The sequence below is a fragment of the Leifsonia sp. HAY1-4F genome (genome assembly GCF_056755275.1).
In genome coordinates this window covers 1-25493 of record NZ_JBNDHX010000031.1, presented here as the reverse complement: position 1 = coordinate 25493, position 25493 = coordinate 1, and the positions used below count along the sequence as shown (strand labels likewise).

Sequence of the window (25493 nt, the reverse complement as noted above, 5' to 3'; positions counted from 1 at the left end):
CAGTCTTTCCTCGCGCACTTCGATGCGTTCGAGTCGAACAACACCACACTGCGGGCCTCGCGGCTCGCCCGACAGCCGGCTCATCGCCGGTGAGGAGACATCATGGCAGACGAGTCCAACAAGGTCGCAGCCGAGCTGCGCGAGAGCTTCGGCAAGGGCGCTGCGCGCAAGATCCGCGCAGCGGGCAAGATCCCGGCGGTCATCTACGGCCACGGCAGCGAGCCCCTCCACATCACGCTTCCCGCGCACCAGGTCGGCCTGCTGCTCCGCAAGGCGAACGCGGTCCTCGACCTCGACGTCGCCGGCAAGGCCCAGCTCGCGCTGGTGAAGGACGTGCAGAAGGACCCGGTGTCGCAGATCATCGAGCACCTCGACCTGATCCTCATCCGCAGCGGCGAGAAGGTCATCGTCGAGGTCCCGGTCCACGTCGAGGGCGAGCCGTTCTCCGGCAGCATCGCCGTGCTCGAGGTGAACACGATCCGTCTCGAGGCCGAGGCCACGCACATCCCGGAGCGCGTCGTCATCGACGTCACCGATGCTCCCGAGGGCACGCAGTACCACGCGAAGGACTTCGAACTCCCGGCCGGTTCCTCGCTGGCCGAGGACGAGGACCTCCTCATCCTCAACGTGCTCGTCCCGGCCGCGCTGCGCGGCGAGGGCGACGAGGCCGAGACGGCCGCCGCCGCCGAGGCCGCGGAGTAATCACCCCCGATGGATTCGACCCGTCCGGCCGCTTCCGCTGGAGCCGCCTCCGCTGGAGCCTCCTCCGCTGGAGCGGCTTCCGCTGGGGCGGCCGACGGGCCGTGGCTCGTGGTCGGGCTCGGTAATCCCGGGCCCGGCTACGCCTCCACCCGTCACAACGTGGGTCAGATGGTGCTCGACGAGCTCGCCGAGCGCGGCCGTCTGACCTTCAAGACCCACAAGACGAACGCGACGGTCGCCGAGGGCCGGCTGAGCCCGGGCGGCCCGCGCTTCGTCCTCGCCAAGCCCAACACTTACATGAACGTGTCGGGCGGCCCGGTGTCGCAGCTGCTGCGTTTCTACTCGCTCGATCCGTCGCGCCTGATCGTCGTGCACGACGAGCTGGACATCCCGTTCGACACCATCCGCCTCAAGCACGGCGGCGGTCACGGCGGTCACAACGGAGTCCGCGACATCATCGCGGCCATCGGAACCGGCGACTTCGCGCGCGTACGCGTCGGCGTCGGCCGCCCTCCGGGCTCCGCCGCAGCCGCCGACCATGTCCTGAAGGCGTTCTCGACGGCAGAGCGCAAGAACCTGCCCATCCTCATCGCGGATGCGGCCGATGCCGTCGAGCACATCGCCGCCGAGGGCGTCACCGCCGCGCAGAACCGCTTCCACGCCGGCCGCTGACCCCCGGCCGCGGGCCGCTGACCGCCGGCCTGGGCTTCCGGGCTCCGGCCGCGGCGCGCTCGCGTGCTGAAACGGAGGCGTTCGCGCCCGACGTGAGCCGAACATCCTCCGTTTCCTCACATTCGTGCCCGGCGCGAGCCGAACATCCTCCGTTTCCCCACCTTCGTGCCCGGCGCGAGCCGAACCTCCTCCGCCTCCATCGCACATCGCTGCGCAGTGAAAGGGAGGCGATCCGGCGGCGCGGAGAAACAATCGCGCCGAACGGAGGACATTTCGAAGGTGCCCGGAGTTTCCTCCTCCGTTTCCATCGCACAGTCCGGCGGCTGGAACTGTCCCCCTCGGTGCACCTTGACGGCGGATGCCCAGGCAGACCGTAGCGGACACCCGGCGCCGGATCAGCCGCAGTCCGTATCGTGACCGCAATGAAGCTGTACACGCGCGAGTGGGGCACCGGCGACCGCTGCGCCGTCCTCGTCCACGGAGTGATGTCCGACTCGCGCAACTGGCGCCGCGTCGGCCCGGAGCTGGCCGCGCGCGGATACCGGGTGATCGCCGTCGACCTCCGCGGTCACGGCCACAGCCCGCGGACCGGGGAGTACTCGGCCGAGCTGATGGCGCAGGACATCGTGGATACGGTGCCCGGCCGTCCCGAACTGGTGATGGGACACTCGCTCGGCGGCCTGACCGTCAGCCTCGCCATCGAACGGCTCCATCCGGAACGCGTGATCTACGTGGACCCCGCCTTCTCGTGCCCCGCGACGGACTGGTTCCAGCGGATGCTGGCGCCGGCGTTCCTGCGAACCCTCGCCCGGCAGTCCGCGACCCGCATCGCCAAGCGCAACCCGCGATGGGATCCGGCCGACGTCGCGATCGAGGTGGAAACGATGCGGGCGTTCGACCGTGCGGCCATCCCGGTGGTGCTCACGCCATCCGCGATGCGCGCACCGGATGTCATGACCGTGCCGTCCCTGGTGATGCTCGCGGACAACTCCCACCTGGTGAAGCCGCAGCTCGCGGACCGCCTCCGCGACGACGGCTACGCCGTGCGCGTCGTGGCGGGCTCCGGCCACACCATCCACCGCGACGATCACGACGGCTTCATGCGAGCGCTCGACGGCTGGATCTGACTCCCGAATTCTCGGCGGGACGACTGTCGGTGGTCCCCCGTAGAATCGACCGAGTGATACTCCAGGGTCTGGTCGCCGCGCTCACGCGGGAGTCCTCGTTCAGCGATGCACTCGCGCATGCGGCGCGTGACGCCGACTTCTCGCTGACCGACGGACTGCGGGCGCCGCTGCTGGCCGGCCTGCTGCGGCGGCGGGCGGAGCAGGGCGCGTCGCAGGCGGTGCTTCTCATCACGGCCACGGGGCGGGAGTCCGAGTCGATCCGCGGAGCCCTGCCGGGTCTGCTGCCGGAGGCCGAGGTCGTCGAGTTCCCTGCGTGGGAGACGCTGCCGCACGAACGGCTCAGCCCAAGCGCCGAGATCGTCGGCAAGCGGCTGACCGCCCTGCGCCGGCTCGCCGACTGGTCCGCGGGGGAGCGCCGCACGCCGTTCGTCCTCGTCGCATCCGTCCGGGCGGCCCTGCAGCCGCTCGCCGACAACCTCGTCGACTACGGCACGGTCGAGCTGACGGCCGGAGGCCGCGGCTTCGATCTCGGCGGGCTCGCGGCGCAATTGGTCGATCTGGCCTACGGCCGGGTCGACATGGTGACCCGGCGCGGAGAGTTCGCCGTGCGCGGCGGGATCCTCGACGTGTTCCCGCCGACCGCCGACCACCCCTACCGAGTCGACTTCTTCGGCGACGAGGTGGATCAGATCCGCGCCTTCTCGGTGGCCGACCAGCGGTCGCTTCCCGAGCCCATCCCGGGCGTGAGCCTGCCGCCGAGCCGCGAGCTCCTGCTGAGCCAGTCGGTGCGCCAGCGGGCGCGCGAGATGGAGCACGAGTTCCCGAGCCTGTCGGCGATGCTCGCGAAGATCGGCGAGGGCATCCCGGTCGAGGGGATGGAGTCGCTCGCTCCCGCGCTCGTGGATCGTCTCGTGCCGCTCACGCACTACCTGCCCGATGGCGCGGCCGTCGCCGTGCTCTCGCCCGAGCGCGTCGCCTCGCGCGCGGTGAGCCTCGCCGAGACGAACCGCGAGTTCCTCTCGGCCGCCTGGAGCGCCGCGACGGTCGGCGCCGCCGCGCCGATCGACCTCGCCGCCGGCGACTTCCTCACCCTGCAGCAGCTCAAGGACTCGGTGAAGTTCAGCCGGCCGGGCCAGACGAGCCCGGACCACCCGTGGTGGACGATGAGCCCCTTCGCGGCGGATGCGGCAAACGAGGTCCTCCCGGAGGAGCGCGAGCTCGAGGAGCACCTGCAGGTGCGCATCCACGCGGAGGCCGTCCCGAGCTTCCAGGGCAACGTGTCCGGCGCGGTCGACCACGTCGCGGCCCGGCTGCGCGACGGCTGGCAGGTTGCGATCGTGGCTGCGGGCAACGGACTGGTCGAGCGTGCCGCCGACGTCCTCGCCGAGGTGGAGCTGCCGGCACGGGCGGTGGACGAGTTCCCGGCCGAGCCGGAGCCCGGGATCGCGTACCTGATCAAGGCGAGCGTCGAGCACGGGTTCGAGGTCCCGGCTACCAAGCTGGCCCTGATCAGCGAGGCCGAGTTCTACGGCCGTGCGGCGGGTTACGACTCCCGCCAGGTCAAGAAGCTCGCCACGCGCCGCAAGAACGTAGTCGACCCGCTGGCACTCAAGCCCGGGGACTACGTCGTGCACGAGACGCATGGCATCGGCCGGTTCGTCGAGCTCACGCAGCGCGAGGTGTCGAGCGGCGGACGGAACGCGGTCAAGTCGAAGCGCGAGTACCTCGTGCTCGAATACGCGCCCTCCAAGCGCGGCTATCCCGGCGACAAGCTGTACGTCCCCACCGACCAGCTGGACCTCCTCACCCGGTACGTCGGCGGTGAGGCGCCGCAGCTCTCCAAGATGGGCGGCAGCGACTGGTCGGCGGCGAAGGGGCGCGCGCGCCGCGCCGTCCGCGACATCGCCGTGGAGCTCGTCAAGCTCTACTCGGCGCGCATGGCGAGCAAGGGCCACGCGTTCGGGCCGGACACCCCGTGGCAGCGCGAGCTGGAGGAGGCGTTCCCCTTCGCAGAGACGCCCGACCAGCTGCAGACCATCGACGAGGTGAAGGCCGACATGGAGCGGCCCATCCCGATGGACCGGCTCATCTCGGGCGACGTCGGCTTCGGCAAGACCGAGATCGCCGTGCGCGCGGCGTTCAAGGCGGTGCAGGACGGCAAGCAGGTCGCGATGCTCGTGCCGACGACGCTGCTCGTGAAGCAGCACGCGGAGACGTTCCAGGAGCGCTTCGCCGGCTTCCCCATCCACCTCCGGCAGCTGAGCCGGTTCCAGTCCGACAAGGAGGCGCGCGAGACGCTCCGCGGCATGGCGGACGGCACAGTGGATGTGGTGATCGGCACTCATCGCATCCTCGCCGACGGCGTGAGCTTCAAAGACCTCGGGCTCGTCATCATCGACGAGGAGCAGCGCTTCGGCGTCGAGCACAAGGACTCGCTGAAGAAGCTGAAGACCAACGTCGACATCCTCGCGATGAGCGCCACGCCCATCCCGCGCACCCTGGAGATGGCGGTCACCGGCATCCGCGAGATGTCCACGCTCGCGACGCCGCCGGAGGACCGGCACCCGATCCTGACCTTCGTCGGGCCGTACTCCGACAAGCAGGTGGCGGCGGCGATCCGGCGCGAACTGCTGCGCGAGGGTCAGGTGTTCTTCGTGCACAACCGCGTCGGCTCCATTACGAGCATGGCCGCGCGGCTCGCAGAACTGGTGCCGGAGGCGCGCATCGGCGTCGCCCACGGCAAGATGAACGAGCGCGCGCTGGAGCAGGTGGTCGTCGACTTCTGGGAGCGCCGCTTCGACGTCCTGGTGTCGACGACGATCATCGAGACCGGGCTCGACATCGCCAACGCGAACACGATCATCATCGACCGCGCCGACAAGTACGGCCTGAGCCAGCTCCACCAGCTGCGCGGTCGTGTCGGCCGTGGCCGGGAGCGGGCGTATGCGTACTTCCTCTGGGATGAGAACAAGCCGCTCAGCGAGACGGCGCACGACCGGCTGTCCACCATCGCGGCGAACAACGACCTGGGAAGCGGTATGCAGGTCGCGCTGAAGGACCTCGAGATCCGTGGCGCCGGCAACCTGCTCGGAGGCGAGCAGTCGGGCCACATCGCGGGCGTGGGCTTCGACCTGTACCTGCGGATGATCGGCGAGGCCGTCTCCACCTTCCGTGGCGAGGTCGCGGAGGGGCAGACCGAGCTGCGGCTGGAGCTTCCGGTCGACGCGCACATCCCCGAGGAGTACGTCGACAGCGAGCGGCTTCGCCTGGAGGCGTACCAGAAGCTCTCGACCGCAGCATCCCCGGCTGCGAAGGACGGTCAGATCGACCTCGTGCTGGAGGAGCTCACCGACCGCTACGGCGAGCCGCCCGAGGCGGTCACGAACCTGATCGCCGTGTCCCGCCTGCGACGCGCTGCACAGAAGGCGGGTCTCGGCGAGGTCGTCGCCATGGGCTCCAACCTGCGGCTGGCGCCGGCGATCCTGCCCGACTCGCTGCAGGTGCGCCTGCAGCGGATGTACCCGGGGTCGAAGTACCACGCGGCGCCCAAGGTCGCGACCGTCCCGCTGCCGCGGGTCGACGGCGAGCCGCTCGATGACTCGGTGCTGATCGAGTGGGTCGGCGACCTGCTCGGCGCCCTGTTCCCCGAGAAGGAGCAGGCCGCCGAGCGCGCGAGCTGACGCCCGCCCGCCGCCGGCGGCGCACACCGGCGCCGCCGCTCGGCGCCTCCGCGCGCCGCTGTGCGCGCATCCATGGGACGCAACACGCCGTCTCGTCTGACGGGTGACGGCGTGTTGCGGCCCATGGATGCGCCTTCCGGTCAGGGATGCGGGTGCGGGTGCGGATGGAGCCGGCGGTTGCGCCGCGCCAGCGCGCTGACCAGGATGCCCGACACCACGATCGCGACGCCCGAGCCGAGCAGGACGGCGAGCGTCCCCTCCGCGCGCACCTCGGCCGAGCCCGCGAACGCGAGTTCGTTCATCAGCAGGGACACCGTGAACCCGATCCCGCCGAGAGCGGCCACCGTCAGCAGCGCGAAGGGCGAGATCCTGCCCCGGTCCTGCCTCCGCCCGGCGAACGACCCGAGCCAGCCGCCGAGGGTGATCCCGACCAGCTTCCCGACGGGCAACGCGACGAGGATCGCCCAGAATGCCGGCGACAACTGCGACGGCGCCACCGACGGGATGGGGACCAGCGCAGCCGAGAACGCGAACAGCGGCAGGATGACCGCGTTCGACCACGGCTCCAGCACGTGCGTGACCCGGCCTGCGGGCCGGCGCGCCATGGCCAGGCCCAGCGCGACGCCCGCGATCGTGGCGTGCACGCCCGAGTCGTGGACCAGCCACCAGGACAGGAGGGCGAGCAGCACCATGAGGACACCCAGCGGCCAGCGAAGCCGTCCGCGCAGCATCCGGCTCAGCACGCCGAACAGAGCGACCGTGACCGCTGCGAGGACGAGCTCGAGGACGTTGGGGTTCGTCGTGAAGAAGATCGCGATGATGAGGATGGCGATCAGGTCGTCGAGGACCGCGAGGGCGAGGAGGAACACCCGCAGCCGGTTCGGCAGCCCCCGGCCGAACACGGCCAGGACGCCCAGCGCGAAGGCGATGTCCGTCGCCGTGGGGATCGGCCAGCCCTGCTGCTGACCGGTTCCGGCGGTCACCGCCAGGTACAGTCCGGCCGGGACGATGACCCCGGCGACCGCCGCGATCGCCGGGTGGATGGCTTTCTGCACGCTGTTCAGCTCGCCGGCGACGAGCTCGTGCTTGAGCTCGACCGCCACGATGAAGAAGAAGATCGCGAGGAGTCCGTCGCTGATCCAATGGCCGACGCTCAGCGCCAGTGCGCCGCCGCCGAGCGTCGTGTGCTGCAGGTCGAGCAGCCCGGGGCCGACGGGCGTATTGGCCAGCAGGAGGCCGAGGGCCGCCGCCCCCAGCAGGAGGCCGGCAGCGGTGCGCTCGGATCGGATGATGCTCATGCGGTGAAAACTCTCGTTCGAAGACAGGCGGAATCCTCGCCGACCAGACTTCCCGGCACACCAGTCGCCCAGTCTACCGACGGCTCTCGGTGGGAGGATGCTGGAACCGAACGCGCACGAGAGGACGACCGATGAGCGACCCGAGCATCCCGACCGCGATTTCGACGGCGGGCTCGACCGCCATGGACGCCACCGCCACTCCGTCCGAGATCGGCGACGAGATCGGCGCGGACCTCTCCGGCGCGCCCACGCGGCTCGACGAGCTGGTCGCTGTGATGGCCCGGCTGCGCGCCCCCGGCGGTTGCCCGTGGGATGCGGACCAGACGCACGAGTCGCTCGTCCAGTACCTGATCGAGGAGACCTACGAGCTCATCGACGCGATCGAGACGGGCGACCGGGATGAGCTGCTCGAGGAGCTCGGCGACGTGCTCTACCAGGTGCTGTTCCACGCCGACATCGCGGCGCACACGCCCGGCGAGGAGTTCGACATCCAGGATGTGGCGGCACACATGACGGCGAAGATGGTCGGCCGTCATCCGCACGTCTTCGGCGACCGGACGGCTCCCTCGGCGCGGACCGCGGAGACGGCGGAGGACGTCGTCGGCTTCTGGGACGACCTGAAGAAGCAGGAGAAGCCCGGACGCACGAGCGTGCTCGACGGCATCCCTCAGGGCATGCCGTCGCTGGCGCTCGCCGACAAGCTGCTGGGGCGCGCCGAGAAGGTGGGCCTGCTCGACCTGCAGGAGCCGGGCGGGGTGCAGGTGGGCAGCGAGGACGAGCTGGGGGCGCTGCTGCTCGCGATCGTGGCCTCCTCCAAGGCGCAGGGGATGGATGCGGAGCGCGCGCTGCGGGCGACGTTGCGGGAGCTGCAGGGCGAGATCAGGGAGCACGAGAGCGCCGCGCCGGAGGGTGCGGTGCACGAGAGCGCCGGGTAGCAGCCTCCCGGGGATGCCCGGGTGGCCGGCAGCGCGTCCGCCCGTCTTCCGATCGCCATTCGGGTGAGGCGCCTCACGGCGGCGCGCTCGTGGTCTCCGGCGGACGCGTTGTCGGCCCATGTCTGGCAGCGAGCAAACCGCCGTGGTCGGACGGATGCGACTCATGCCAGGTCCCACTTGCGGGGACACCACCGAGTCGCGCACGGCGGCGCGACCTAAGGGTGGCAACGCGGTGATTCTACGCGCGGGCGGCACGGCGGCACCATCCCCCGGGGAGGTGTGCGAGGCCGGAAGGCGGGTGGCCGGAGGCGGGCGGCCGAGGCTGTCATGGAAGAATCGACGCATGGCCTCACCGATCACCCCGCCCCGCGGCATGCGCGACTTCCTCCCCGCCGAGAAGGCCCGCCGCGAGCATGCCCTCGGGGTGATCCGCCGCAGCTTCGCCTCCCACGGATTCGACGAGATCGAGACGCCGGTCGCAGAGGACGTCGAGCGGCTGCACTCCGGCCTGGGCGGCGACAACGAGAAGCTGTCGTTCAGCATCCTGAAGCGCGGTCTCGACGGCGACGACCTCGCCGGCGCGATCGAGTCCGGCGACCTGCTGAGCCTCTCCGACCTCGGCCTGCGGTTCGACCTCACCGTGCCCCTCGCGCGGTTCTACGCCACTCACCGGGCGGAGCTGCCTCCCGTGTTCCGCAGCATCCAGATCGCCCCTGTCTGGCGTGCGGAACGGCCGCAGAAGGGCCGGTACCGCCAATTCGTCCAGTGCGACATCGACATCATCGGCGAGGCCTCGCAGCTGGCCGAGGTGGAGCTTATCACCGCGACGGCCGCCGCCCTGGAGGCTCTGGGGCTGAACGACTGCACGATCCGCATCAACGACCGGCGCATCCTGAACGGGCTGCTCGAGTACTGCGGCTTCGACGAGACCCGCTGGCCGCAGGTGCTGATCTCCATCGACAAGCTGGACAAGATCGGCGCCCAGGGGGTCGTGGCCGAGCTCGCCGAGGGCGGAGCGGATGCGGCGGCCGTGCTGGGCGGCATCCTCGCCGACCTCGAGCCCCACCTCGCCGAGGGTGGTGTCGCGCTGACCGTCGAGGCGATCACGGGCATCCTGCCGCAGGGGATGGACGCGGACGCCGTCGCCGGCCTGGAGAGCCTCGCGCACGCGCTGGACACCCTCCCGCCGGGCGTGGGCCTCCGCTTCGACCCGACGCTGGTGCGGGGGATGGGCTACTACACCGGCACGATCTTCGAGATCGCACACCCCGGATCGGGCAGCTCGGTCGGTGGCGGCGGACGATACGACGGGATGATCGGGCGCTTCCTCGGCACCGACGTCCCGGCGGCCGGTTTCTCGATCGGCTTCGAACGCGTGGTCGACCTCATCGAGGTCCCCGAGGACGGGGCGCAGGACTCCGTCGTCCTCGTCTACGATCCCGCCGTCCCCCTCGACCGGCTGGCCGCGATCAAGTCCGAGCTGATCGCCCGCGGCAGCCGGGTGCGCCTGGACCGCCGTGCCAAGAACCTGAAGGGCGTGCTCGATCGTGCGGCGGCGTCCGGCTTCCGCTCCTTCGCATTCGTGAACCCCGAGACGGCCGACGCGTCCGAGCTGGAGCTGAAGCCGCTGGGCTGAAGGCGCCGGGCTGAGGCCGCCGGGCTGATCCTCGACACCCTCCGTCACTAGACTGACGGAGGAATCCCACAAAAAACCACGCAAGGAGACAGTTGTGGCTGCAATCGAAGCTGTAGGCGCTCGCGAGATCTTGGACTCGCGCGGTAACCCGACCGTCGAGGTCGAGGTGCTCCTCGAGGACGGCACGGTCAGCCGCGCCGCCGTCCCGTCCGGCGCATCCACCGGGGCGTTCGAGGCCTACGAGCTGCGAGACGGCGACAAGGACCGCTACCAGGGCAAGGGCGTTCTCAAGGCCGTGGATGCGGTGCTCGACGAGATCGGGCCCGAGATCGAGGGCTTCGACGCCGCCGACCAGCGACTCGTCGACGACGCGATGATCGCGCTCGACGGCACCGACAACAAGAAGCGCCTGGGCGCGAACGCCATCCTCGGCGTCAGCCTCGCCGTCGCCAAGGCCGCGGCCGACTCGGCCGACCTGCCGCTGTTCCGCTACCTCGGCGGCCCGAACGCGCACGTCCTGCCCGTCCCGATGATGAACATCATCAACGGCGGAGCGCACGCGGACACCGGCGTCGACATCCAGGAGTTCATGGTCCTGCCGATCGGCGCGGAGACCTACTCCGAGGGCCTGCGCTGGGGGGTCGAGACCTACCACTCGCTCAAGGCGCTGCTGAAGTCGAAGGGCCTGAACACGGGCCTCGGCGACGAGGGCGGCTTCGCGCCGGAGCTCGAGAACAACCGCGCAGCGCTCGACCTGATCTCCGAGGCCATCGAGAAGGCCGGCTTCACCGTCGGACGGGACATCGCGCTCGGCCTGGATGTGGCATCCACCGAATTCTTCGAGAACGGCGTCTACCGCTTCGAAGGCCAGGACCGCACCGCGGCCGAGATGAGCGCTTACTACCAGGAGCTCGCGGCGAACTACCCGCTGGTCTCGATCGAGGACCCGCTGGCCGAGGACGACTGGGACGGCTGGACACACCTGAACGCCGAGCTCGGCGCCACCCTGCAGCTGGTCGGCGACGACCTGTTCGTCACCAACCCGAAGCGCCTCGCCGAGGGCATCACGAAGCGCGCGGCGAACAGCATCCTGGTCAAGGTGAACCAGATCGGCACGCTCACCGAGACGCTCGACGCCGTCTCGCTCGCGCAGCGCAGCGGCATGACCGCCGTGCTCTCGCACCGTTCCGGCGAGACCGAGGACACCACGATCGCGGACCTCGCGGTCGCCACGAACTCCGGCCAGATCAAGACGGGCGCACCGGCCCGCTCGGAGCGCGTCGCCAAGTACAACCAGCTGCTCCGCATCGAGGAGGAGCTGGGCGACGCCGCCGTCTACGCCGGCCGCAGCGCCTTCCCGCGCTTCACCGCGTAACGCGCGCAACCGCGTAGCGCGCTCCCGCGTAGCGGGCGCCCGCGTAGCGCGCGCCTCGTTCGCGCGCTGAGTTCGGCCCCCGGGGTTCCGCCTCGGGGGCCGTTCCGCGTCTCATCCCGTTCCCGTCCTGTCCGCGCCCACGTTCCCTTTCGCCGAAGTGCTCGTTGTTGCACGCCAGTCCGGCGTGTCGCGTGCAACAACGAGCACTTCGGCGGACCCGGCGGGCTCGAAGACCGGCGGAGCGGCGGATGGACGGAGCGGCGGAGCGGCGGAGCGGGCGCGTGCGGACCCCTGGAGCGGGCGCGTGCGGACCGGAAGAGCGGACAGGATCGGTAGGGTGCAGGGGGTCTCGGACCCTTTCGTGGTGCCGGCGGCCTTTGCCGTTTTCGCCGCTTTCGCCGCGGCCTCCAGGTCGGAGACGAACGCGTCGTACGCGGCATCCCATCCCGGGTCGTCCTTCAGCCGCAGGAGCGCGGACGGGTGCGTGGTCACGAGCACCGCACGGCCCTCGGGCGATTCCTGGAGGCGTCCCCGCTCCTGCTGGATGCGCGTCGTCCGGCCGAGCACGCTCCGTCCGGCCGTGGCGCCCATGCAGACGACGACCAGCGGCTGGACCGCGTCCAGTTCCGCCTCCAGCCACGGGTGGCACGCAACGATGTTCCCGACGGCGGGCTTCTCGTGGATGCGCCGCTTGCCCTGGCGGTGGAAGCGGAAATGCTTGACCGCGTTGGTCAGGTAGACCTCGTCGCGGTCGATACCGGCGTCCCGCAGCGCCTGATCGAGGATGCGCCCCGCCGGCCCGACGAACGGCGCGCCCTCGACGTCCTCCCGGTCGCCCGGCTGCTCGCCCACGAGGACGAGGGCGGTCCGAGCATGTCCCGTGGAGAAGACGACCTGCGTCGCGTCGCGGTACAGCTCGCAGCCGCGGCAGTCCGCCGCCGCCGCCCGCAGGCTCGCCAGGTCGCGCGCCTCCGGCAGGAAGCGCTCCGCCCCCGGCCGTTCCTCATCCGCCATACGCGCCACGCAACCACCGCCCCGCAGCCCGCGCAACCACCACCGAGTCCGCAGAGATTGCACACGACACGCCGCGCCGACGTGCAGTCTGTGCGGACTCGACGGTGGGGGGGTGGGGGTGGTCAGGTCAGGACGTCGGCGAGGTCGTAGGCGATGGGGCGGTCGAGCTGGTCGAAGGTGCACGAGGACGCCTCGCGGTCGGGGCGCCACCGCTCGAACTGGGCGGTGTGGCGGAACCGCATCCCCTCCATCTGGTCGTATCGCACCTCGAGCACGCGCTCGGGCCGGAGGCGCACGAACGAGACGTCCTTGCCGGAGGAGAACCGGCTGCGGTCGGTCTCGCCGGTGACGGCCTCGCCGCTCTCGTCGCGCTCGACCAGCGGGGCCAGCTCGTCGATCAGCGCGAGTCGTTTCGCATCGCTGAACGCGGAGACTCCGCCCACGTTGCGCAGCATCCCGTCGTCGCCGTAGAGCCCGACCAGCAGCGAGCCGACGCCCTGACCGCTCTTGTGGATGCGATAGCCGAGCGCCACGACATCGGCCGTCCGGTGGTGCTTGATCTTGAGCATGGTGCGCTTGTTCGGCGCATACACGCCGGAGAACGGCTTCGCGACCACGCCATCGAGCCCGGCGCCCTCGAACTCCACCAGCCAGTGGCGGGCGACGTCTACATCGGTCGTCGTGCGGGTCAGCGCGATGGGGGCCGGGAGGTCGCCGGCGAACTCCTCCAGCGCGGCGCGGCGCTCGGCGAAGGGCCGGTCGACGAACGACTCGTCGCCGATCGCGAGCAGGTCGAAGGCCACGAAGGTGGCCGGCGTCTTCTCGGACAGCAGCTTCACCCGGCTCGCGGCCGGATGGATGCGCTGCGACAGCGCCTCCCAGTCCAGCCGCTGCTTCCCGGGCTCGCCGGTGGGCACCACGATCTCGCCGTCGAGGACGCACGGACCGGGCAGGATGCTGCGGAACGCCTCCACGAGCTCCGGGAAGTAGCGGGTCAGCATCTTGGATCCGCGGCTGCCGATCTCCACCGACTCCACGGCTCCCTCGCCGTCGGCGTAGACGATGGCGCGGAAGCCGTCCCACTTGGGCTCGTAGCTCAACCCACCCGCCACACTGTCCGGTTCCGGCACCTCGGGCACCGCCTTCGCGAGCATCGGAGCGATCGGGGAGGAGGCGGAAGGCTGCATGCTCCGATCATGCCGCGAACCGCCGGTGTCGGGAAGGGATGCGGTCGGCTACCGGCCACGGAAGGTTAGGTAAGGCTCGCCTATACTAGAAGCGTCATGTACCGTCCCGATCACGCCACCCACACCGCCTCCACAGCGCACGCCGACGACCGCGTCCAGTTCCTGGTCGTCGGCGACGAGACCTCGCTCGTGGAGCTCTCGGCCGAGCTGGCGCTGCTGCCGCTCTGTGCACGTGGGCGCGTCTTCGTCGAGGTCGACGACGCCTCCCAGATCGTGCCGCTCGGCACACCGCTACGCGTGACGCTCACCTGGCTGCCGCGGTCCGACCGCAGCGGCCGGCCCGGGACGGGGGAGCGCTGCGCCCGCGGCGAGGCCGCAGCGCGCGCGGTGCGTGCCTGGTGCGACGAGATGCTGTGCGACGGCCCGGGCGAGACCCGCGCCATCGTCACCGGCGGCTTCGCCCTCGCCACCGAGGTGCGCGACCACCTCGTCGGAACGGTGGGCATGTCGCCGGCCGCCGTCTCGACACCGGGTCTCTCGGCCCGCTGATCCGCGCTAGGCGGGACGCCCCAGACGGGAATAGGACCTACGCGGGATCCGCCCTAGGCGGCGACGTCGACCCCGACCAGCTCCGCGCTCGCGGTCCAGAGGTCGCGGCCCAGCTGGGCGCTGCGCGCCTGCGGATGCGTCCGGCCGTTCGCGTTCAGCCGGTCGAAGTACGTCCCGCTCGGCGCGCCGACGGCAACGGGTCCGGCCAGGAACACCAACGGCGCTGCGCCCGCCGTCACCGGGATGCCGAACGAGCTCCGCGTGACCAGGTGGCCGAAGCGGATCAGCGGCGACGAGTTGCCGAAATTGGTGGCGATCGTCCCGGGATGGAACGAGTAGGCGGAGACGCCCGTGCCGGTCAGCCGTTCGGCGAGCTCGGCGGCGAACAGGATCGTCGCCAGCTTCGCGGTGCCGTACGCACGCCAGCCGCCCTGCCAGGGCCGTCGCTCCCAGTCGAGGTCGTCCACGCGCAGGTTGCCGAAGCGGTTCGCCATACTGGCCGTCGAGACGACCCGCACGTCCCGGCCGGTCGCCGCTGTCTCCACCAGCCGGGGTCGCAGCAGAGCGGTGAGCAGGAAGGGCGCGAGATGGTTCGCCTGGATGGTGCGCTCATGCCCATCCACGGTCAGCTCCCGCTCGTGGTAGAGCCCGCCTGCGTTGTTGGCGAGCACGTCGATCGTCTCGTAGCGATCGAGCAGGGCCTCGGCCAGCGCCCGGACGTCGTCGAGGCGTTCGAAGTCGGCCAGGAAGGGCGTCGCGCCGATGCGCTCCGCGACCGCGCGCGTCCGCTCCGGGTTGCGGCCGACCACCGCGACCTCGTCCCCGCCCGCAGCCAGTGTCCCGGCGGCGACGGCACCGATTCCGGAGCTTGCGCCCGTGACGACGTTCGTGCGTGTCATAAGTACCCGCCCTTCTCCAGGCCCGCCTCGATCTCGAACCGGTTGCCCAGGGGGTCGCGTCCGGCCAGGAGGTACAGGAACGGGAACAGCATCCCGTACTGCTGCCATTGCTCTTTGTGGACGGCCTCGTGCTCGAGAATGTCGTCGCTCACGTTGTGGTCCGTCAGGTAGACGCCGCCGACGCACGATCCGCCTCGGCCGAACGTCGCCTTCGGCATGCCCCGGAAGACGGTCAGGCCGCCGCGGCGCTCGATGCGCCCGGTGCTCCAGACGAACCCCCAGACCAGCCCGACCGCGGTGGCGTACAGATAGCCGGCGCGCGTGATCGCGCGGGAGAGCTCACGGGTTGTGCTCATTTCGCTGCGCTCATTTCTCCGGCCGCCCGTACGCTTCCAGCAGCCGCAGCCACACCTCGCTGACCGTCGGGTACGACGGCACGGCGTGCCACAGCCGGTCGAGCGGCACCTCCCCGACGATCGCCACGGTCGCGGAGTGCAGCAGCTCGCCGACCTCCTGGCCGACGAAGGTCACTCCGAGGACCACTTTCCGGTCCTCATCGACGACCATGCGTGCCGTGCCCTCGTAGCCGTCGGCGACGACGTACGCGCCCGAGACCTTGCCGATGGGATAGTCGACGACCCGGATGCGGTAGCCGGCCTTCTCGGCCCGCGCTGCGGTCAATCCCACCGACGCGACCTCCGGGTCGGTGAACGTCACCTGGGGGACCGCCTCATGGTCGGCGGTCGCCACGAATGCACCCCACGGCTCGAGCGACACGTCCCGTCCGTGGGCGCGTGCGGCGATGGCGTCTCCGGCGGCGCGCGCCTGGTACTTGCCCTGGTGCGTCAGCAACGCGCGGTGGTTGACGTCGCCCACTCCGTACAGCCAGCCGCCGTCGACCGGTTCGCCGTCGGCGCCCAGCACACGGAGGCTGTCGTCCACTCTCAGCCAGCCGCCGTCCTCCAGACCGAAGGCGTCGAGACCGATGCCGAAGGTGCGCGGGACGCGGCCCGTCGCCACGAGGAACTCGTCGGTCTCGAGCACCGTGTCGTCGCTCAGCTCCAGCCGGAAGCCCTCGTCGTCCGTGCGCTCCACGCGGCGGGTCTCGGTGTCGAGGTGGAGGGTGACGCCCAGCTTCGTGAGGGACTCGGCCACCAGCTCTCCGGCGAACGGCTCGTCTCCGGCCAGCAGTCCGCTGCGCGCGATGAGGTGGACCTCGGTGCCGAACCCGGCGTAGGCCGTCGCCATCTCAGTGGCCACGACGCCGCCGCCGAGGATGGCCAGCGACAGGGGGACGCGCTGCGCACTCGTCGCCTCGCGGCTGGACCACGGCTCGCTCTCCCGCAGGCCCGGGATGTCGGGGAGCAGCGAGGCGGAGCCGGTCGATACCGCGACGGCGTGCTTCGCGCGTAGCACGGTGACCGTGCCGTCCTCCGCGGTGACGGTCACCTCGCGCGGCGCCGTGATGACGCCCCAGCCGCGGACGAGGTCGATGCCGGCGCCCTCGAGCCACTCGACCTGTCCGCTGTCGTTCCAGTTGCTTGTCATCTCGTCGCGGCGCTTGAGCACCGCCGCCACATCCAAGTCGCCGGTGATCGCCTCCCGCGTGCCCCCGACCTTCTGCGCCGCCCGCAGCAGCGCTCCGCTGCGCAGCAGCGTCTTGGACGGCATGCAGGCCCAGTACGAGCATTCCCCGCCGACGAGCTCCGACTCGACGATGACCGTCTTCATCCCACCCTGAACGGCGCGGTCCGCGACGTTCTCGCCGACTGCGCCCGCCCCCATCACGATGACGTCGTAGTCCCTGGTCTCCGTCATGCCCACTCCCTGCTCTCCCGCGGACCCCGCCGCGATTCTCGTCCTGTCCGCCGTATCGTGCTGTCCCCGTGCGGCCTGTCGCCCGGTGGCCCCCTCCGGGATACGGAGTCCGCGAGGACCGGGAGGGTCACCGCCCCACGAACTGCGCCTCGGTGCGCGTGAGGAACGCCTCCATCCCGATGCGCGCGTCCTCGCTCGCGGCCAGCCGCACCAGGGCGGGCTGCAGCTCGGCCTCGGCCGCCGCGTCGCCGGCGCGCACGGCGCGCTTGGCGTTCGCGAGGGCGGCCTGCACCGCGAGCGGCGCCTGCGCGGCGATCCGCTCCGCCAGTTCCAGGGCGCGATCGAACTGCGTCCCGTCGTCGACGACCTCCTGCACGAGGCCGATGCGATGCGCCTCCGCGGCGTCGAAGAGGTCGCCGGTGAGGATGTGGCGCATCGCGTTGCCCCATCCCACCGCCCGCGGGAAGCGCAGCGTCGCGCCGCCGAACGGCAGGATGCCGCGGGTGACCTCGATCTGTCCGAACCGGGTGCCGCGCGCGGCGACCGCGATGTCGGAGGCCAGGATGAGCTCGACGCCGAGCGTGAGACAGGTGCCCTGGACCGCGATCACGACCGGCTTCGTCAGGGGCGTTCCCGACACCTGCCAGGGGTCGATGCCGTCCGGGCCGACGAACGACAGCCCGTCGGCTCCGATGCGCGGGCCGAGGTCTGCGAGGTCGAGGCCGGCCGTGAAGTGGTCGCCCAGCCCGTGCACCAGCCCGACCCGGAGCTCGGGATCGCGCTCCAGCTCCCCGTAGGCGTCCGCCAGCCGGGTCAGCAGGTCGAAGTCGGCGGCGTTGCGCTTCTCCGGGCGATTCAGCCCGATGAGCAGGATGTGGCCCCGCCGCTCCGTGATGATCTTCGGCTCGCTCATGGCCTCCACGCTACTGCCCTGCCTCTGGGCCCACGGGCGGCGTGGCCGCTGCCGGCGAGGCCGTCGGCCCGGTGAGTGCCCCGAGGATGCGCAGGATGACCGGGAGGTCGCGTCCGGCCGCGTCCGGGGATTCGGGGGCGAACTCCATCAGGCCGGCTCCGGCCAGGTCGAACCGGCGGCGGAGTGCCCGGACCGCCTCGGTCAGCCGCTCGGGCTGCACGCCGAACGGCTCCGGGTAGCCGATCCCGTCGATCGAGGACGGATCGAGCACGTCGAGGTCGATGTGCACGTACACCGCCGTCGCGCCCGTGGCGGCCACCGCCTCCACCAGGGCGTCCGGGTCGTCCAGCTCGTCGGGGGAGAGGACGCGGATGGCGTGCTCCTCCACGAAGGCGGACTCGCCGTCGTCCAGCGCACGCGTGCCGGCGAGGATGAGCTGCAGCGGCTCCAGCACGTTCGCCCCGGCCGAGGCCAGACCGTCCGGCCCCTCGCCGAGGAGCGCGCGGAGCACCATCCCGTGGAACGCTCCGGAGGGGGAGGAGGCGACGTCGTTGAGGTCGCCGTGGGCGTCGAACCAGACCACGGCGACCGAGCCGGCGGGATGCGCTCCCAGCGCATGCTGCACCGCGCCCAGCTCCGCGCCGCAGTCGCCGCCGATCGTGATCACGGGAGCCTCCAGCAGCCCAAGCTCCGCCGCCGTCGCCTCGCGCACGGCGGCCAGGGACGAGAAGCGGTTCACGCCCGTGCCGAGGGACTCGCCCGCCGTCGCCGGCACCGGGACCACATGCGTGCGGGCGGGCGGCAGGTCGCCGCGGATGGCGTCGGCGCCGTCGATGAGGCGCATCGCGCGCGAGGACCCCGAGCCCTGCCACTGCGGGACGACGAGGAAGGATGCGGGGCTCACGCCTCAGCGCCCGACGTGCCGGCCTTCAGCGCCGCGAGCCGCGCATCCACCTCGGTCAGCTCGCCCAGGTCGTCCAGCTGCTCGAACTGGGCGTCGAGGCTGGAGGAGGCGAGCTCCTGCGCGCCGCGCACGCGGGCCTCCTCGCGGCGGATCTTCTCCTCGAAGCGGGAGACCTCGCTGGTCGGATCCATGATGTCGATGCTCTTGACGGCATCCATCACCTGCGACTGCGCCCGGGCGCTCGCGGCTCGCGCGACCAGCTCGGCGCGCTTGCTCTTCAGCTGCTCCAGCTTCTCCTTCATCTGGTTCAGGCCGGTCTTCAGCTTCTCGACGACCTCGGTCTGCGCGGCGATCTGCGGCTCGGCGGCCTTCGCCTCGTTCTCGGCCGAGATCTGCCGCTGCAGCGCCACCTTCGCGAGATTGTCGAACTTGTCTGCGTTCGCCGTATCGCCGGCGGCGCGATACTGGTCCGCCTGGCGGCTCGCGGCGAGCGCCTTGTCGCCCCACTCGCCCGCGGCGTCCACGTCTTCGCGGTGGTCGTCCTCGAGCATGCGCAGGTTGCCGATGGTCTCCGCGATCGCGCTCTCGGCGTCCGCGATGCTGTTCGTGAAGTCGCGGACCAGCTGGTCCAGCATCTTCCCCGGGTCCTCCGCCTGATCGAGGAGGGAGTTGACGTTCGCCCGCAAGAGCTGCGAGATCCGTCCGAAGATGGACTGCTTCGCCATGTGGTCTTCCTTTCGCTTCCGCCCGAGGGCGATCATCCGTGTTACGTCAGGTCGTTCAGAACCGTCCGCCGCCGCGCCGGCTCCGCGTGCCGCCTCCGCCGAAGCTTCCGGCACTGAAGCCGCCGCCGCCCCAGCCGCTGCCGCCGCCGCCCCAGCTCCCGCCGCCGCCCCAGCCGCCGCCGCCGCCGAGGCCGCCGCCGAGAACGGAGTCGATCAGGATGCCGCCGAGGATGGCGCCGACTGCGCCGCCCCCTCCGCCGGGACCGACCGTCCCTCCGCCGAAGACGCCGCCCAGGCCGCCGCCCATTCCGGGCTGGAACCCGCCGACATCCTGCTGTGCCAGCTGCGTGGCCTCGTCCGCGAGCTGGGCGGCGCGCTGCGCCTGTGCGAGCGCGGACACCGCATCCGTCGCGCCCGTCTGCTCCGCCTGCGCGACGAGGCGCGACGCCTCGGCGAGCCGGGTGCGGGCTGCGGGTCCTACCGCTCCGCGCCGAGCGGTGAGGAAGTCCTCGCACGCGGACACCCGGGCACGCGCTGTCAGAAGCGTCTGCTGCAGCGCAGACTGGGCGCGCTGCGCCTGCGCCCGGGCGTCGCGGACGCCCTGCAGGACGGCGTCGATCGACCGGTTGGCGGCGTCGAGCCGCCGGGCGAGCTCCAGCGGGTCCACCCGGCCCGCAGCCAGCGCTGCCTGGACATCCGTCACGGTCTGCTCCGTGCCCGCCGCAGTGGCCGCGATCGTGCCACCCGGATCGCTGGAGGCGGCGAGCGCGCGTGCCTCCGCGAGATCGCTGCGCAGCTCCGCGATCGTACGGTCGAGGGATTGCTGCGCCGCGTCCAGGTCGGTGCCGAGCCGGTCGACGGCGTCGAGCAGCAGGCCGGCCTGATCGGCGGACTCCTCGGCGGCACGCACGCCGACCGCGGCGGCGCCGGCATTCCCCGCCGCCTGCTGCGTCGCACCGGCCAGTGCCGTCTCGGCGAAGTCGAGCCGCTGGCCCGCCTGGTCGATGTTGTCGTGCACCGTGGCGAGGGCGGCGTCCGCGTAACGCCGGGCGAGCCCGTCCAGGGTGGACCGGGCGGTCGTCAGGCGCTGCCGGAGCGCTGAGACGCGGCTTGTGAGCTCGGCCGTCGCCTCCGGGATGCGCTTCTCCAGCGCGCGCAACTCGTCGAAGGCGTCGGCTTGGGCGTCGAGTGCCTGGTTGGCCGCGCCGCACAGCTGGACGATGTGGATGTTCCACTCGCGCCGTTGCTCGTCCGTATCGGGCTCCGCGTCATCCAGCCGCTGCTTCAGCGCGAACGCCTCGCGCAGCTGTCCCTTGGCCGCATCGAGCGCCGCCTGGAACGGCACGACAGCCGGGCCGCCGTACTCGGCGGTGGCGTACGCGAGCTCCTGTTCGCTGGTGCGGATGGCGTCGTCCGTCTGCACGAGCGCCGAACCGGCTCGTCGCTCCAGGTCGGCGAGCGGGATGGTGTGCAGCTCGCTCTGCGGGGTCGCCGGCCCAGCGGCGGCCTGCTTCCTCCGCGAACGGCGTGTGCGCACCAGCAGGAAGACGAGGACACCGACCACGATGACGCCGATCAGGAACACCCAGAAGAAGGTCGCACCTCCGCCGGAGCCGCCCAGGGCGTCGCCGAGGCCGGCCGCGGCGGCGACTCCCGCTCCCGCCCAGTCGCCGGCATGAAGCTTCGGCTCGACGTTGTTCTGCTCGATCCCGTCGAGCTGTTCCGGGCTCACCGGGCCGGCGTCGTCGCCGGAGAGGTAGTACGTGCGCCCTGCTGTGGAGACGGCGAGCAGGTAGTCGCGCTGGCCGAGCCCGTTGCGGGCAGCGGTCTCATTGGCCCAGTCCGCGGCCTCGGTCGGGGCGGTGAAGGTGTCGACGTACACGACGAACAGGTCGACATGGTGCTGGGCGTACAGCTGCTCGGCGGCCGCCGTGATGGCCGCCACGTCCCCCTGGCTCAGCACATGGGCGTCGTCGACGACGTGGCCCGCCCCGAAGTCGACGGGGTCCTGCGCGGCGACGGCCCCCTGTCCGGCCGCGAACGGTCCCGCCGCGAGCGGTCCGACCGCTAGCGGTCCCGCCGCGAGCCCGAGCGCCAGCAAGGCCCCGGTCAGCAGACGTAGACCTGGCAAGCGCATCCACCCCTCGCGTTCTCGGGTCCGGCTCTCGGGCCTGGGTTGTACCCCGCTGAGTCTATTTCCGGTGCCTGTGCGCTGTCACTGTTTCCGCCTGTTACAGCGGCGCGTGCGCTCGGCGGGGGTCTGCTGCTGGGATGGAGGCATCCGGTCGAGAGGAGGAGCGCATGACGCAGCAGCCTGTCCTGGCCGTCGTCGAGGCGACGCGCTTCCGCCCGCACGACCCCGCCTATCACGACTACGTGCAGCTGCTCGTCGGCAACGTGATCGCCGAGGCGCGATCCCACGGCTGGAGCGTGATCCGGCTCGCCGCCGACCGCGGAACCGTTGCTCTGCTCTCCGGCACCGCGCAGGCGGACGCCATCGTGATCGTGGGCGGGGAGGACATCCACCCGCGCTTCTACGGCGCGGAGACCGGCTACGCCAACGAGTCCCGGCACCTTCCGGTCGCAGACGCCGCCCAGATCGCGCTCGTCCGCTCCGCCGTGGCACGCCGGACACCGCTGCTCGGCATCTGCCGCGGCCTCCAGATCGTGAACGTGGCCCTCGGCGGGACGCTCGTGCAGGACCTCGGCGACGAGTGCGGTCACGTGAACCGCGGGGTGCCCATCCCGCAGGTGCTCACCACCCACACGGTCCAGCCGGAGGTGGATTCCCGCGTCGCGGAACTGCTCGGCGCGCGCCCCGTCGAGGTCCGCAGCGCGCACCACCAGGCGGTCGACCGGATCGCCGCCGGCCTTGTCGTCACCGCCCGGTCGCACGACGGCCACGTCGAAGCGATCGAGCACCGGGACGCCCCCTTGCTCGCGGTGCAGTGGCACCCGGAGGACGTGCAGGCGCCGGCCGGCCAGCTCACGGCGCTCCTCGGTGTCCTGCGGTCCGGCATCCTGGATGCGGAGCTCGCCTCCCGGTCCGTCGTCGCGGCCTGAGGCGCTCAGTCCCTGACGGCTGCGGTCATTCCTGCACCGGCCATCCGTGGTCGCCCAGCAGCGGCACGAAGGCGACGGCGCCCAGGTCCGTCTTCGTCAGCATCCCGTCGTCTCCGCGGGTGAACAGCGCGAGGTGCTGCGCTCCTCCCGGCCGGCCGACGGGCATCACGATGCGGCCGCCCGGCGCGAGCTGCTCCGCCCACGGACGCGGGACGGACGGTCCAGTGGCCGCGGCGACGATCGCGTCGTACGGCGCGCCGGGTGGCCAGCCGAGCGTCCCGTCTCCGGTCACGACCTCGACACGGTACCCGAGCGCTTCGAGCGTCGCCGCGGCCTCCACCGCGAGGTCGGGATGCCGCTCGATGCTCACCACCCGATGGGCGACCTCCGCGGCGACGGCGGCCGCGTAGCCGGAGCCGGTCCCGACGTCCAGCACTGCGTCCTCCGGACCGATGTGCGCGGCCTCCAGCGTCAGGGCGACGATGTACGGCTGCGAGATGGTCTGGCCGTCCCCGATGGGCATCGGATGGTCCTCGTACGCATAGGGCGCCGCCCGCTCGTCGACGAACAGGTGCCGCGGCACGCGTCTCATCGCATCGAGGACCCGCTGATCCTCGATCCCGCGGCTGACGAGCTGCTCCTCGACCATCCGCGCACGTTCGAAGGTGTGCTCGTGGTTCGTGCCGCCATTGAACCACCGCCGCGGCTCTCGCGCACGACCGAATTTCTTCTGCTCGAGGTGAGCCATCCGGGGCCCGACGGCGCGAAGATCATGCCGTCGTCCTCATCCACGCCGTCCTCCGGGGTCGGCTACTGATCGGCACGGTTCGCGCCGATCATCCGAACGCGCGGGCGTGCTCCACGAGGCGGTCGAAGGCCGCATCCAGGTCCGGGTCGGCCCGCTGACGCTCCGGGTCGGCCAGGTACCACTCCACGATCTCGCCCGCGCCGCGCGCGAACGGGATCCGAGGGCTGAACTCGGGCACGAGCGCTTTGACCTTCCGGTTGTCGAAGTGCATCGAGTGGGCCTTGTCGCCGAGGAGACCCGGCCCCACCTCGGGAATCACGGCGGCGATGGATTCGCTGGCCACGTGCACGAGGTCCGCCTCCACCCCGAGCGCCTCCGCGAGGTAGCGGTAGATCTCGTCCCAGGTCGGCGCCTCGTCGCCGGTGATGTGGAAGGCGTCGCCCACCGCCTCCGGCCGGCCGAGCAGGCCGACGAAGGCGACGGCGAAGTCGGTGTTGTGCGTGATCGTCCAGCGGCTCGTCCCGTCGCCGTGGACGACGACCGGGGCGCCGCGCCGCATCCGCTCCAGGTCGGTCCAGCTGCCCGTCGTCGGGATCAGCGTGCGGTCGTACGTGTGCGAGGGGCGGACGATCGTCGCCGGGAAGCCGCGGTCGCGGTACGCCTCGACCAGGAGGTCCTCGCACGCGATCTTGTCCCGTGAGTACTGCCAGAAGGGGTTCCGGAGCGCCGTGGACTCGGTGACCGGGACGCGCGACGGCGGCTTCTGGTACGCCGACGCCGAGCTGATGAAGACGAACTGGCCGACGCGTCCCTCGAACAGGTCGAAGTCCGTCCGGATGTGCTCGGGGGTGAACGCGAGGAACTCCGCCGCCACGTCGAAGCTGCGCTCGCCGAGGACGCGGTGCACGCTCTCCGGGTCGCGGATGTCGGCGTGCAGCACCTCCACACCGTCGGGCAACGGCCGGGTGGAGCTGGCGCCGCGGTTGACCACCGTGACCTCGTGTCCGCGATCGACCGCCTCGGCGACGCACGCCGAGCTGATCACGCCCGTCCCACCGATGAAGAGTGTCCGTGTCGCTGCCATGCCCGCTCCTTTACGCGTCCCCGTCGTGCACCTGCCCGTCGCCGGTGCCGGGAGGTTCCGCCGAATGGCCAGGCTAACCCCGCGGGGCGCGGCACGCGAGGTGCCCCATCATCCGATCCGGTCCTTCCGTTCCCTCCCGTCCGTTCCCGTCCCTTCCGTTCCCGACCCTTCCGTTCCCGTCACTTCCGTTCCTTCCCGCTTGCGAAGGAGATTCGACCGTCTCCCGGCCGAATCTCCTTCACTACTGCCAATCGAAGGAGATTCGAAGCTGTTCGTCCTTCGTTGCACAGCACCCGCCTGCTGCGGGTTCTCCACAGATCGGCGGCCGGCCCGGCGACGATGCCGCCGGCGCACTGAGACTGGGCACATGATCGACCAGCACACGTTGACCCGCCTGGGCGGGATCGCCACCGCCCATCAGCTCCGCGCCGCCGGGGCTTCGTCCGAACAATTGTCGGCAGCCGTACGAGCCGGAGAACTGCGCCGGATCCGCAAGGGGGTCTACGCGCTGCCCACCGCCTCGCGCGATGCGCTCACGGCTGTCGTCGCGCGAGGACGGCTCTCGTGCGTGACCGCCGCACGCACATATGGTCTGTGGGGAGGCGATGACACGCGGTTGCATCTTCAGCTCGCTCCGAACACCCGGGCGGGACCGCGGGGTGGCTGCGTCCGGCACTGGCGGCCGGCCGAATCGCACGAGGAGCTCTGGAGGGTCAGTCTTGCGGACTGCCTCCGCTCGGTGGGGCGGTGCGCCGATGAGGAGACCGCCGTGGCGGTATTCGACACCGCCATCTCTGCGGGACTGACGAATCCTCTGGCCTTGCGGGACGTACTGGCCGGAACGCCGGCCAACGTTCGCGCGAGAGCGCAACTCGCTCGGCCGGGCTCCGATTCCGGTGTCGAGTCGATCGTGCGCCAGCGGCTCCAGCGCCGCGGCCACCTCGTGGAGCAGCAGGTGCACGTCGAGGGTGTGGGGCGGGTCGATCTGCGTGTCGACGGCGTGCTGTATGTCGAGGTCGATGGATTCGGATTCCACAGCGATCGCCAGGCGTTCGACCGCGACCGCCAGAGGGATGCCGGGCTGGGCGCCCGTGGACTGGCGCGTATGCGGGTCTCCGCCGCCCAGGTTCGCAGGAACTGGCCGGCCGTCCTCCGGGCGATGGA

23 protein-coding genes are annotated in these 25493 nt (G+C 71.3%); 11 read left to right on the top strand and 12 right to left on the bottom strand.

Annotated features, from left to right (window positions below; genetic code table 11):
* The first annotated feature begins 102 nt into the window (after positions 1-102).
* From ACPYOG_RS08355 to mfd, 4 genes are all read left to right on the top strand, one after another.
* Entirely contained in the window at positions 103-702 is a 600-nt protein-coding gene (locus ACPYOG_RS08355; protein WP_481293770.1) for a 50S ribosomal protein L25/general stress protein Ctc, read from the top strand.
* Positions 703-711: 9 nt separating this feature from the next.
* Complete coding sequence (gene pth / locus ACPYOG_RS08350; protein WP_481293769.1) at positions 712-1374, top strand: aminoacyl-tRNA hydrolase; 663 nt, start codon at positions 712-714, stop codon at positions 1372-1374.
* 422 nt (positions 1375-1796) lie between these two features.
* Entirely contained in the window at positions 1797-2501 is a 705-nt protein-coding gene (locus tag ACPYOG_RS08345) for an alpha/beta fold hydrolase (RefSeq protein ID WP_481293768.1), read from the top strand.
* A gap of 53 nt (positions 2502-2554) precedes the next feature.
* The gene (mfd, locus tag ACPYOG_RS08340) at positions 2555-6181 is read left to right on the top strand and encodes a transcription-repair coupling factor (protein ID WP_481293767.1); all 3627 of its coding nucleotides are present in this window, start codon (positions 2555-2557) and stop codon (positions 6179-6181) included.
* A 140-nt stretch (positions 6182-6321) separates the two neighbouring features.
* Here mfd and nhaA read toward each other — a convergent pair whose 3' ends face one another.
* On the bottom strand, positions 6322-7479 hold the full coding sequence (gene nhaA, locus ACPYOG_RS08335) for a Na+/H+ antiporter NhaA (protein ID WP_481293766.1): 1158 nt from the start codon (positions 7477-7479) through the stop codon (positions 6322-6324).
* A 275-nt stretch (positions 7480-7754) separates the two neighbouring features.
* On the opposite strand from nhaA, the gene ACPYOG_RS08330 reads away from it, so the two are divergent.
* From ACPYOG_RS08330 to eno, 3 genes are all read left to right on the top strand, one after another.
* Positions 7755-8414 (top strand): nucleoside triphosphate pyrophosphohydrolase, encoded by a 660-nt coding sequence (locus ACPYOG_RS08330; protein ID WP_481293780.1) that lies wholly within the window; start codon positions 7755-7757, stop codon positions 8412-8414.
* Positions 8415-8757: 343 nt separating this feature from the next.
* Positions 8758-10050: a histidine--tRNA ligase gene (gene hisS / locus ACPYOG_RS08325; protein WP_481293765.1), complete on the top strand. Its 1293-nt coding sequence runs from the start codon at positions 8758-8760 to the stop codon at positions 10048-10050.
* 94 nt (positions 10051-10144) lie between these two features.
* Positions 10145-11425: a phosphopyruvate hydratase gene (gene eno / locus ACPYOG_RS08320; RefSeq protein WP_481293764.1), complete on the top strand. Its 1281-nt coding sequence runs from the start codon at positions 10145-10147 to the stop codon at positions 11423-11425.
* 111 nt (positions 11426-11536) lie between these two features.
* On the opposite strand, the gene ACPYOG_RS08315 is transcribed toward eno, so the two are convergent.
* On the bottom strand, positions 11537-12439 hold the full coding sequence (locus ACPYOG_RS08315; protein WP_481293763.1) for a UdgX family uracil-DNA binding protein: 903 nt from the start codon (positions 12437-12439) through the stop codon (positions 11537-11539).
* A 122-nt stretch (positions 12440-12561) separates the two neighbouring features.
* Entirely contained in the window at positions 12562-13626 is a 1065-nt protein-coding gene (locus ACPYOG_RS08310) for an ATP-dependent DNA ligase (RefSeq protein WP_481293762.1), read from the bottom strand.
* 96 nt (positions 13627-13722) lie between these two features.
* Between ACPYOG_RS08310 and ACPYOG_RS08305 the strand changes: the two genes are divergently transcribed.
* A complete protein-coding gene (locus ACPYOG_RS08305) occupies positions 13723-14175 on the top strand; it encodes an SIP domain-containing protein (protein WP_481293761.1) in 453 nt (150 codons plus the stop codon).
* A gap of 53 nt (positions 14176-14228) precedes the next feature.
* On the opposite strand, the gene ACPYOG_RS08300 is transcribed toward ACPYOG_RS08305, so the two are convergent.
* The 7 genes from ACPYOG_RS08300 to ACPYOG_RS08270 all read right to left on the bottom strand — a co-directional run bounded on the left by ACPYOG_RS08300 (position 14229) and on the right by ACPYOG_RS08270 (position 21565).
* Positions 14229-15074 carry an SDR family NAD(P)-dependent oxidoreductase gene (locus ACPYOG_RS08300; protein WP_481293760.1) on the bottom strand — a complete coding sequence of 282 codons (846 nt, stop codon included), beginning with the start codon at positions 15072-15074 and terminating at the stop codon, positions 14229-14231.
* Positions 15071-15430 carry a Fe-S oxidoreductase gene (locus ACPYOG_RS08295; protein ID WP_481293759.1) on the bottom strand — a complete coding sequence of 120 codons (360 nt, stop codon included), beginning with the start codon at positions 15428-15430 and terminating at the stop codon, positions 15071-15073. The genes ACPYOG_RS08300 and ACPYOG_RS08295 overlap by 4 nt, the downstream gene beginning before the upstream one ends.
* A 10-nt stretch (positions 15431-15440) precedes the next feature.
* Positions 15441-16892 carry a dihydrolipoyl dehydrogenase family protein gene (locus ACPYOG_RS08290; RefSeq protein WP_481293758.1) on the bottom strand — a complete coding sequence of 484 codons (1452 nt, stop codon included), beginning with the start codon at positions 16890-16892 and terminating at the stop codon, positions 15441-15443.
* Positions 16893-17019: 127 nt separating this feature from the next.
* Positions 17020-17805, bottom strand: coding sequence for a crotonase/enoyl-CoA hydratase family protein (locus tag ACPYOG_RS08285; RefSeq protein WP_481293757.1), 786 nt, complete (start codon positions 17803-17805; stop codon positions 17020-17022).
* A gap of 10 nt (positions 17806-17815) precedes the next feature.
* Positions 17816-18709, bottom strand: coding sequence for an arginase family protein (locus ACPYOG_RS08280; RefSeq protein WP_481293756.1), 894 nt, complete (start codon positions 18707-18709; stop codon positions 17816-17818).
* Positions 18706-19434, bottom strand: a complete 729-nt coding sequence (locus ACPYOG_RS08275; RefSeq protein ID WP_481293755.1) for a PspA/IM30 family protein — start codon at positions 19432-19434, stop codon at positions 18706-18708. Before ACPYOG_RS08275 ends, ACPYOG_RS08280 begins: the two co-directional genes overlap by 4 nt.
* Before the next feature lie 55 nt (positions 19435-19489).
* Positions 19490-21565: a TPM domain-containing protein gene (locus ACPYOG_RS08270; protein WP_481293754.1), complete on the bottom strand. Its 2076-nt coding sequence runs from the start codon at positions 21563-21565 to the stop codon at positions 19490-19492.
* Between the two features lie 170 nt (positions 21566-21735).
* Here ACPYOG_RS08270 and ACPYOG_RS08265 point away from each other — a divergent pair, with 170 nt between their 5' ends.
* Positions 21736-22497, top strand: coding sequence for a gamma-glutamyl-gamma-aminobutyrate hydrolase family protein (locus ACPYOG_RS08265; RefSeq protein ID WP_481293753.1), 762 nt, complete (start codon positions 21736-21738; stop codon positions 22495-22497).
* 25 nt (positions 22498-22522) lie between these two features.
* Here ACPYOG_RS08265 and ACPYOG_RS08260 read toward each other — a convergent pair whose 3' ends face one another.
* Complete coding sequence (locus tag ACPYOG_RS08260; protein ID WP_481293779.1) at positions 22523-23116, bottom strand: protein-L-isoaspartate(D-aspartate) O-methyltransferase; 594 nt, start codon at positions 23114-23116, stop codon at positions 22523-22525.
* Here ACPYOG_RS08260 and ACPYOG_RS08255 point away from each other — a divergent pair.
* Positions 23024-23314: a hypothetical protein gene (locus ACPYOG_RS08255; RefSeq protein ID WP_481293783.1), complete on the top strand. Its 291-nt coding sequence runs from the start codon at positions 23024-23026 to the stop codon at positions 23312-23314. The genes ACPYOG_RS08260 and ACPYOG_RS08255 overlap by 93 nt on opposite strands.
* Positions 23315-23333: 19 nt before the next feature.
* Here ACPYOG_RS08255 and ACPYOG_RS08250 read toward each other — a convergent pair whose 3' ends face one another.
* Entirely contained in the window at positions 23334-24329 is a 996-nt protein-coding gene (locus tag ACPYOG_RS08250; RefSeq protein ID WP_481293752.1) for an SDR family oxidoreductase, read from the bottom strand.
* 367 nt (positions 24330-24696) lie between these two features.
* Between ACPYOG_RS08250 and ACPYOG_RS08245 the strand changes: the two genes are divergently transcribed.
* Positions 24697-25493 (top strand): type IV toxin-antitoxin system AbiEi family antitoxin domain-containing protein (locus tag ACPYOG_RS08245; RefSeq protein ID WP_481293751.1); only part of this gene is annotated, 797 nt, incomplete at its 3' end.

What these genes read in the sequence shown, in the direction of transcription:
- ACPYOG_RS08315 (WP_481293763.1), bottom strand. Translation starts at nt 12,439, where the DNA reads ATGGCGGATGAGGAACGGCCGGGGGCGGAGCGCTTCCTGCCGGAGGCG.
- pth (WP_481293769.1), top strand. Translation starts at nt 712, where the DNA reads ATGGATTCGACCCGTCCGGCCGCTTCCGCTGGAGCCGCCTCCGCTGGA.
- ACPYOG_RS08285 (WP_481293757.1), bottom strand. Translation starts at nt 17,805, where the DNA reads ATGAGCGAGCCGAAGATCATCACGGAGCGGCGGGGCCACATCCTGCTC.
- ACPYOG_RS08300 (WP_481293760.1), bottom strand. Translation starts at nt 15,074, where the DNA reads ATGACACGCACGAACGTCGTCACGGGCGCAAGCTCCGGAATCGGTGCC.
- ACPYOG_RS08345 (WP_481293768.1), top strand. Translation starts at nt 1,797, where the DNA reads ATGAAGCTGTACACGCGCGAGTGGGGCACCGGCGACCGCTGCGCCGTC.
- ACPYOG_RS08295 (WP_481293759.1), bottom strand. Translation starts at nt 15,430, where the DNA reads ATGAGCACAACCCGTGAGCTCTCCCGCGCGATCACGCGCGCCGGCTAT.
- ACPYOG_RS08250 (WP_481293752.1), bottom strand. Translation starts at nt 24,329, where the DNA reads ATGGCAGCGACACGGACACTCTTCATCGGTGGGACGGGCGTGATCAGC.
- hisS (WP_481293765.1), top strand. Translation starts at nt 8,758, where the DNA reads ATGGCCTCACCGATCACCCCGCCCCGCGGCATGCGCGACTTCCTCCCC.
- ACPYOG_RS08265 (WP_481293753.1), top strand. Translation starts at nt 21,736, where the DNA reads ATGACGCAGCAGCCTGTCCTGGCCGTCGTCGAGGCGACGCGCTTCCGC.
- ACPYOG_RS08330 (WP_481293780.1), top strand. Translation starts at nt 7,755, where the DNA reads ATGGCCCGGCTGCGCGCCCCCGGCGGTTGCCCGTGGGATGCGGACCAG.
- ACPYOG_RS08290 (WP_481293758.1), bottom strand. Translation starts at nt 16,892, where the DNA reads ATGACGGAGACCAGGGACTACGACGTCATCGTGATGGGGGCGGGCGCA.
- ACPYOG_RS08355 (WP_481293770.1), top strand. Translation starts at nt 103, where the DNA reads ATGGCAGACGAGTCCAACAAGGTCGCAGCCGAGCTGCGCGAGAGCTTC.
- ACPYOG_RS08275 (WP_481293755.1), bottom strand. Translation starts at nt 19,434, where the DNA reads ATGGCGAAGCAGTCCATCTTCGGACGGATCTCGCAGCTCTTGCGGGCG.
- nhaA (WP_481293766.1), bottom strand. Translation starts at nt 7,479, where the DNA reads ATGAGCATCATCCGATCCGAGCGCACCGCTGCCGGCCTCCTGCTGGGG.
- ACPYOG_RS08255 (WP_481293783.1), top strand. Translation starts at nt 23,024, where the DNA reads ATGGTCCTCGTACGCATAGGGCGCCGCCCGCTCGTCGACGAACAGGTG.
- ACPYOG_RS08305 (WP_481293761.1), top strand. Translation starts at nt 13,723, where the DNA reads ATGTACCGTCCCGATCACGCCACCCACACCGCCTCCACAGCGCACGCC.
- ACPYOG_RS08310 (WP_481293762.1), bottom strand. Translation starts at nt 13,626, where the DNA reads ATGCAGCCTTCCGCCTCCTCCCCGATCGCTCCGATGCTCGCGAAGGCG.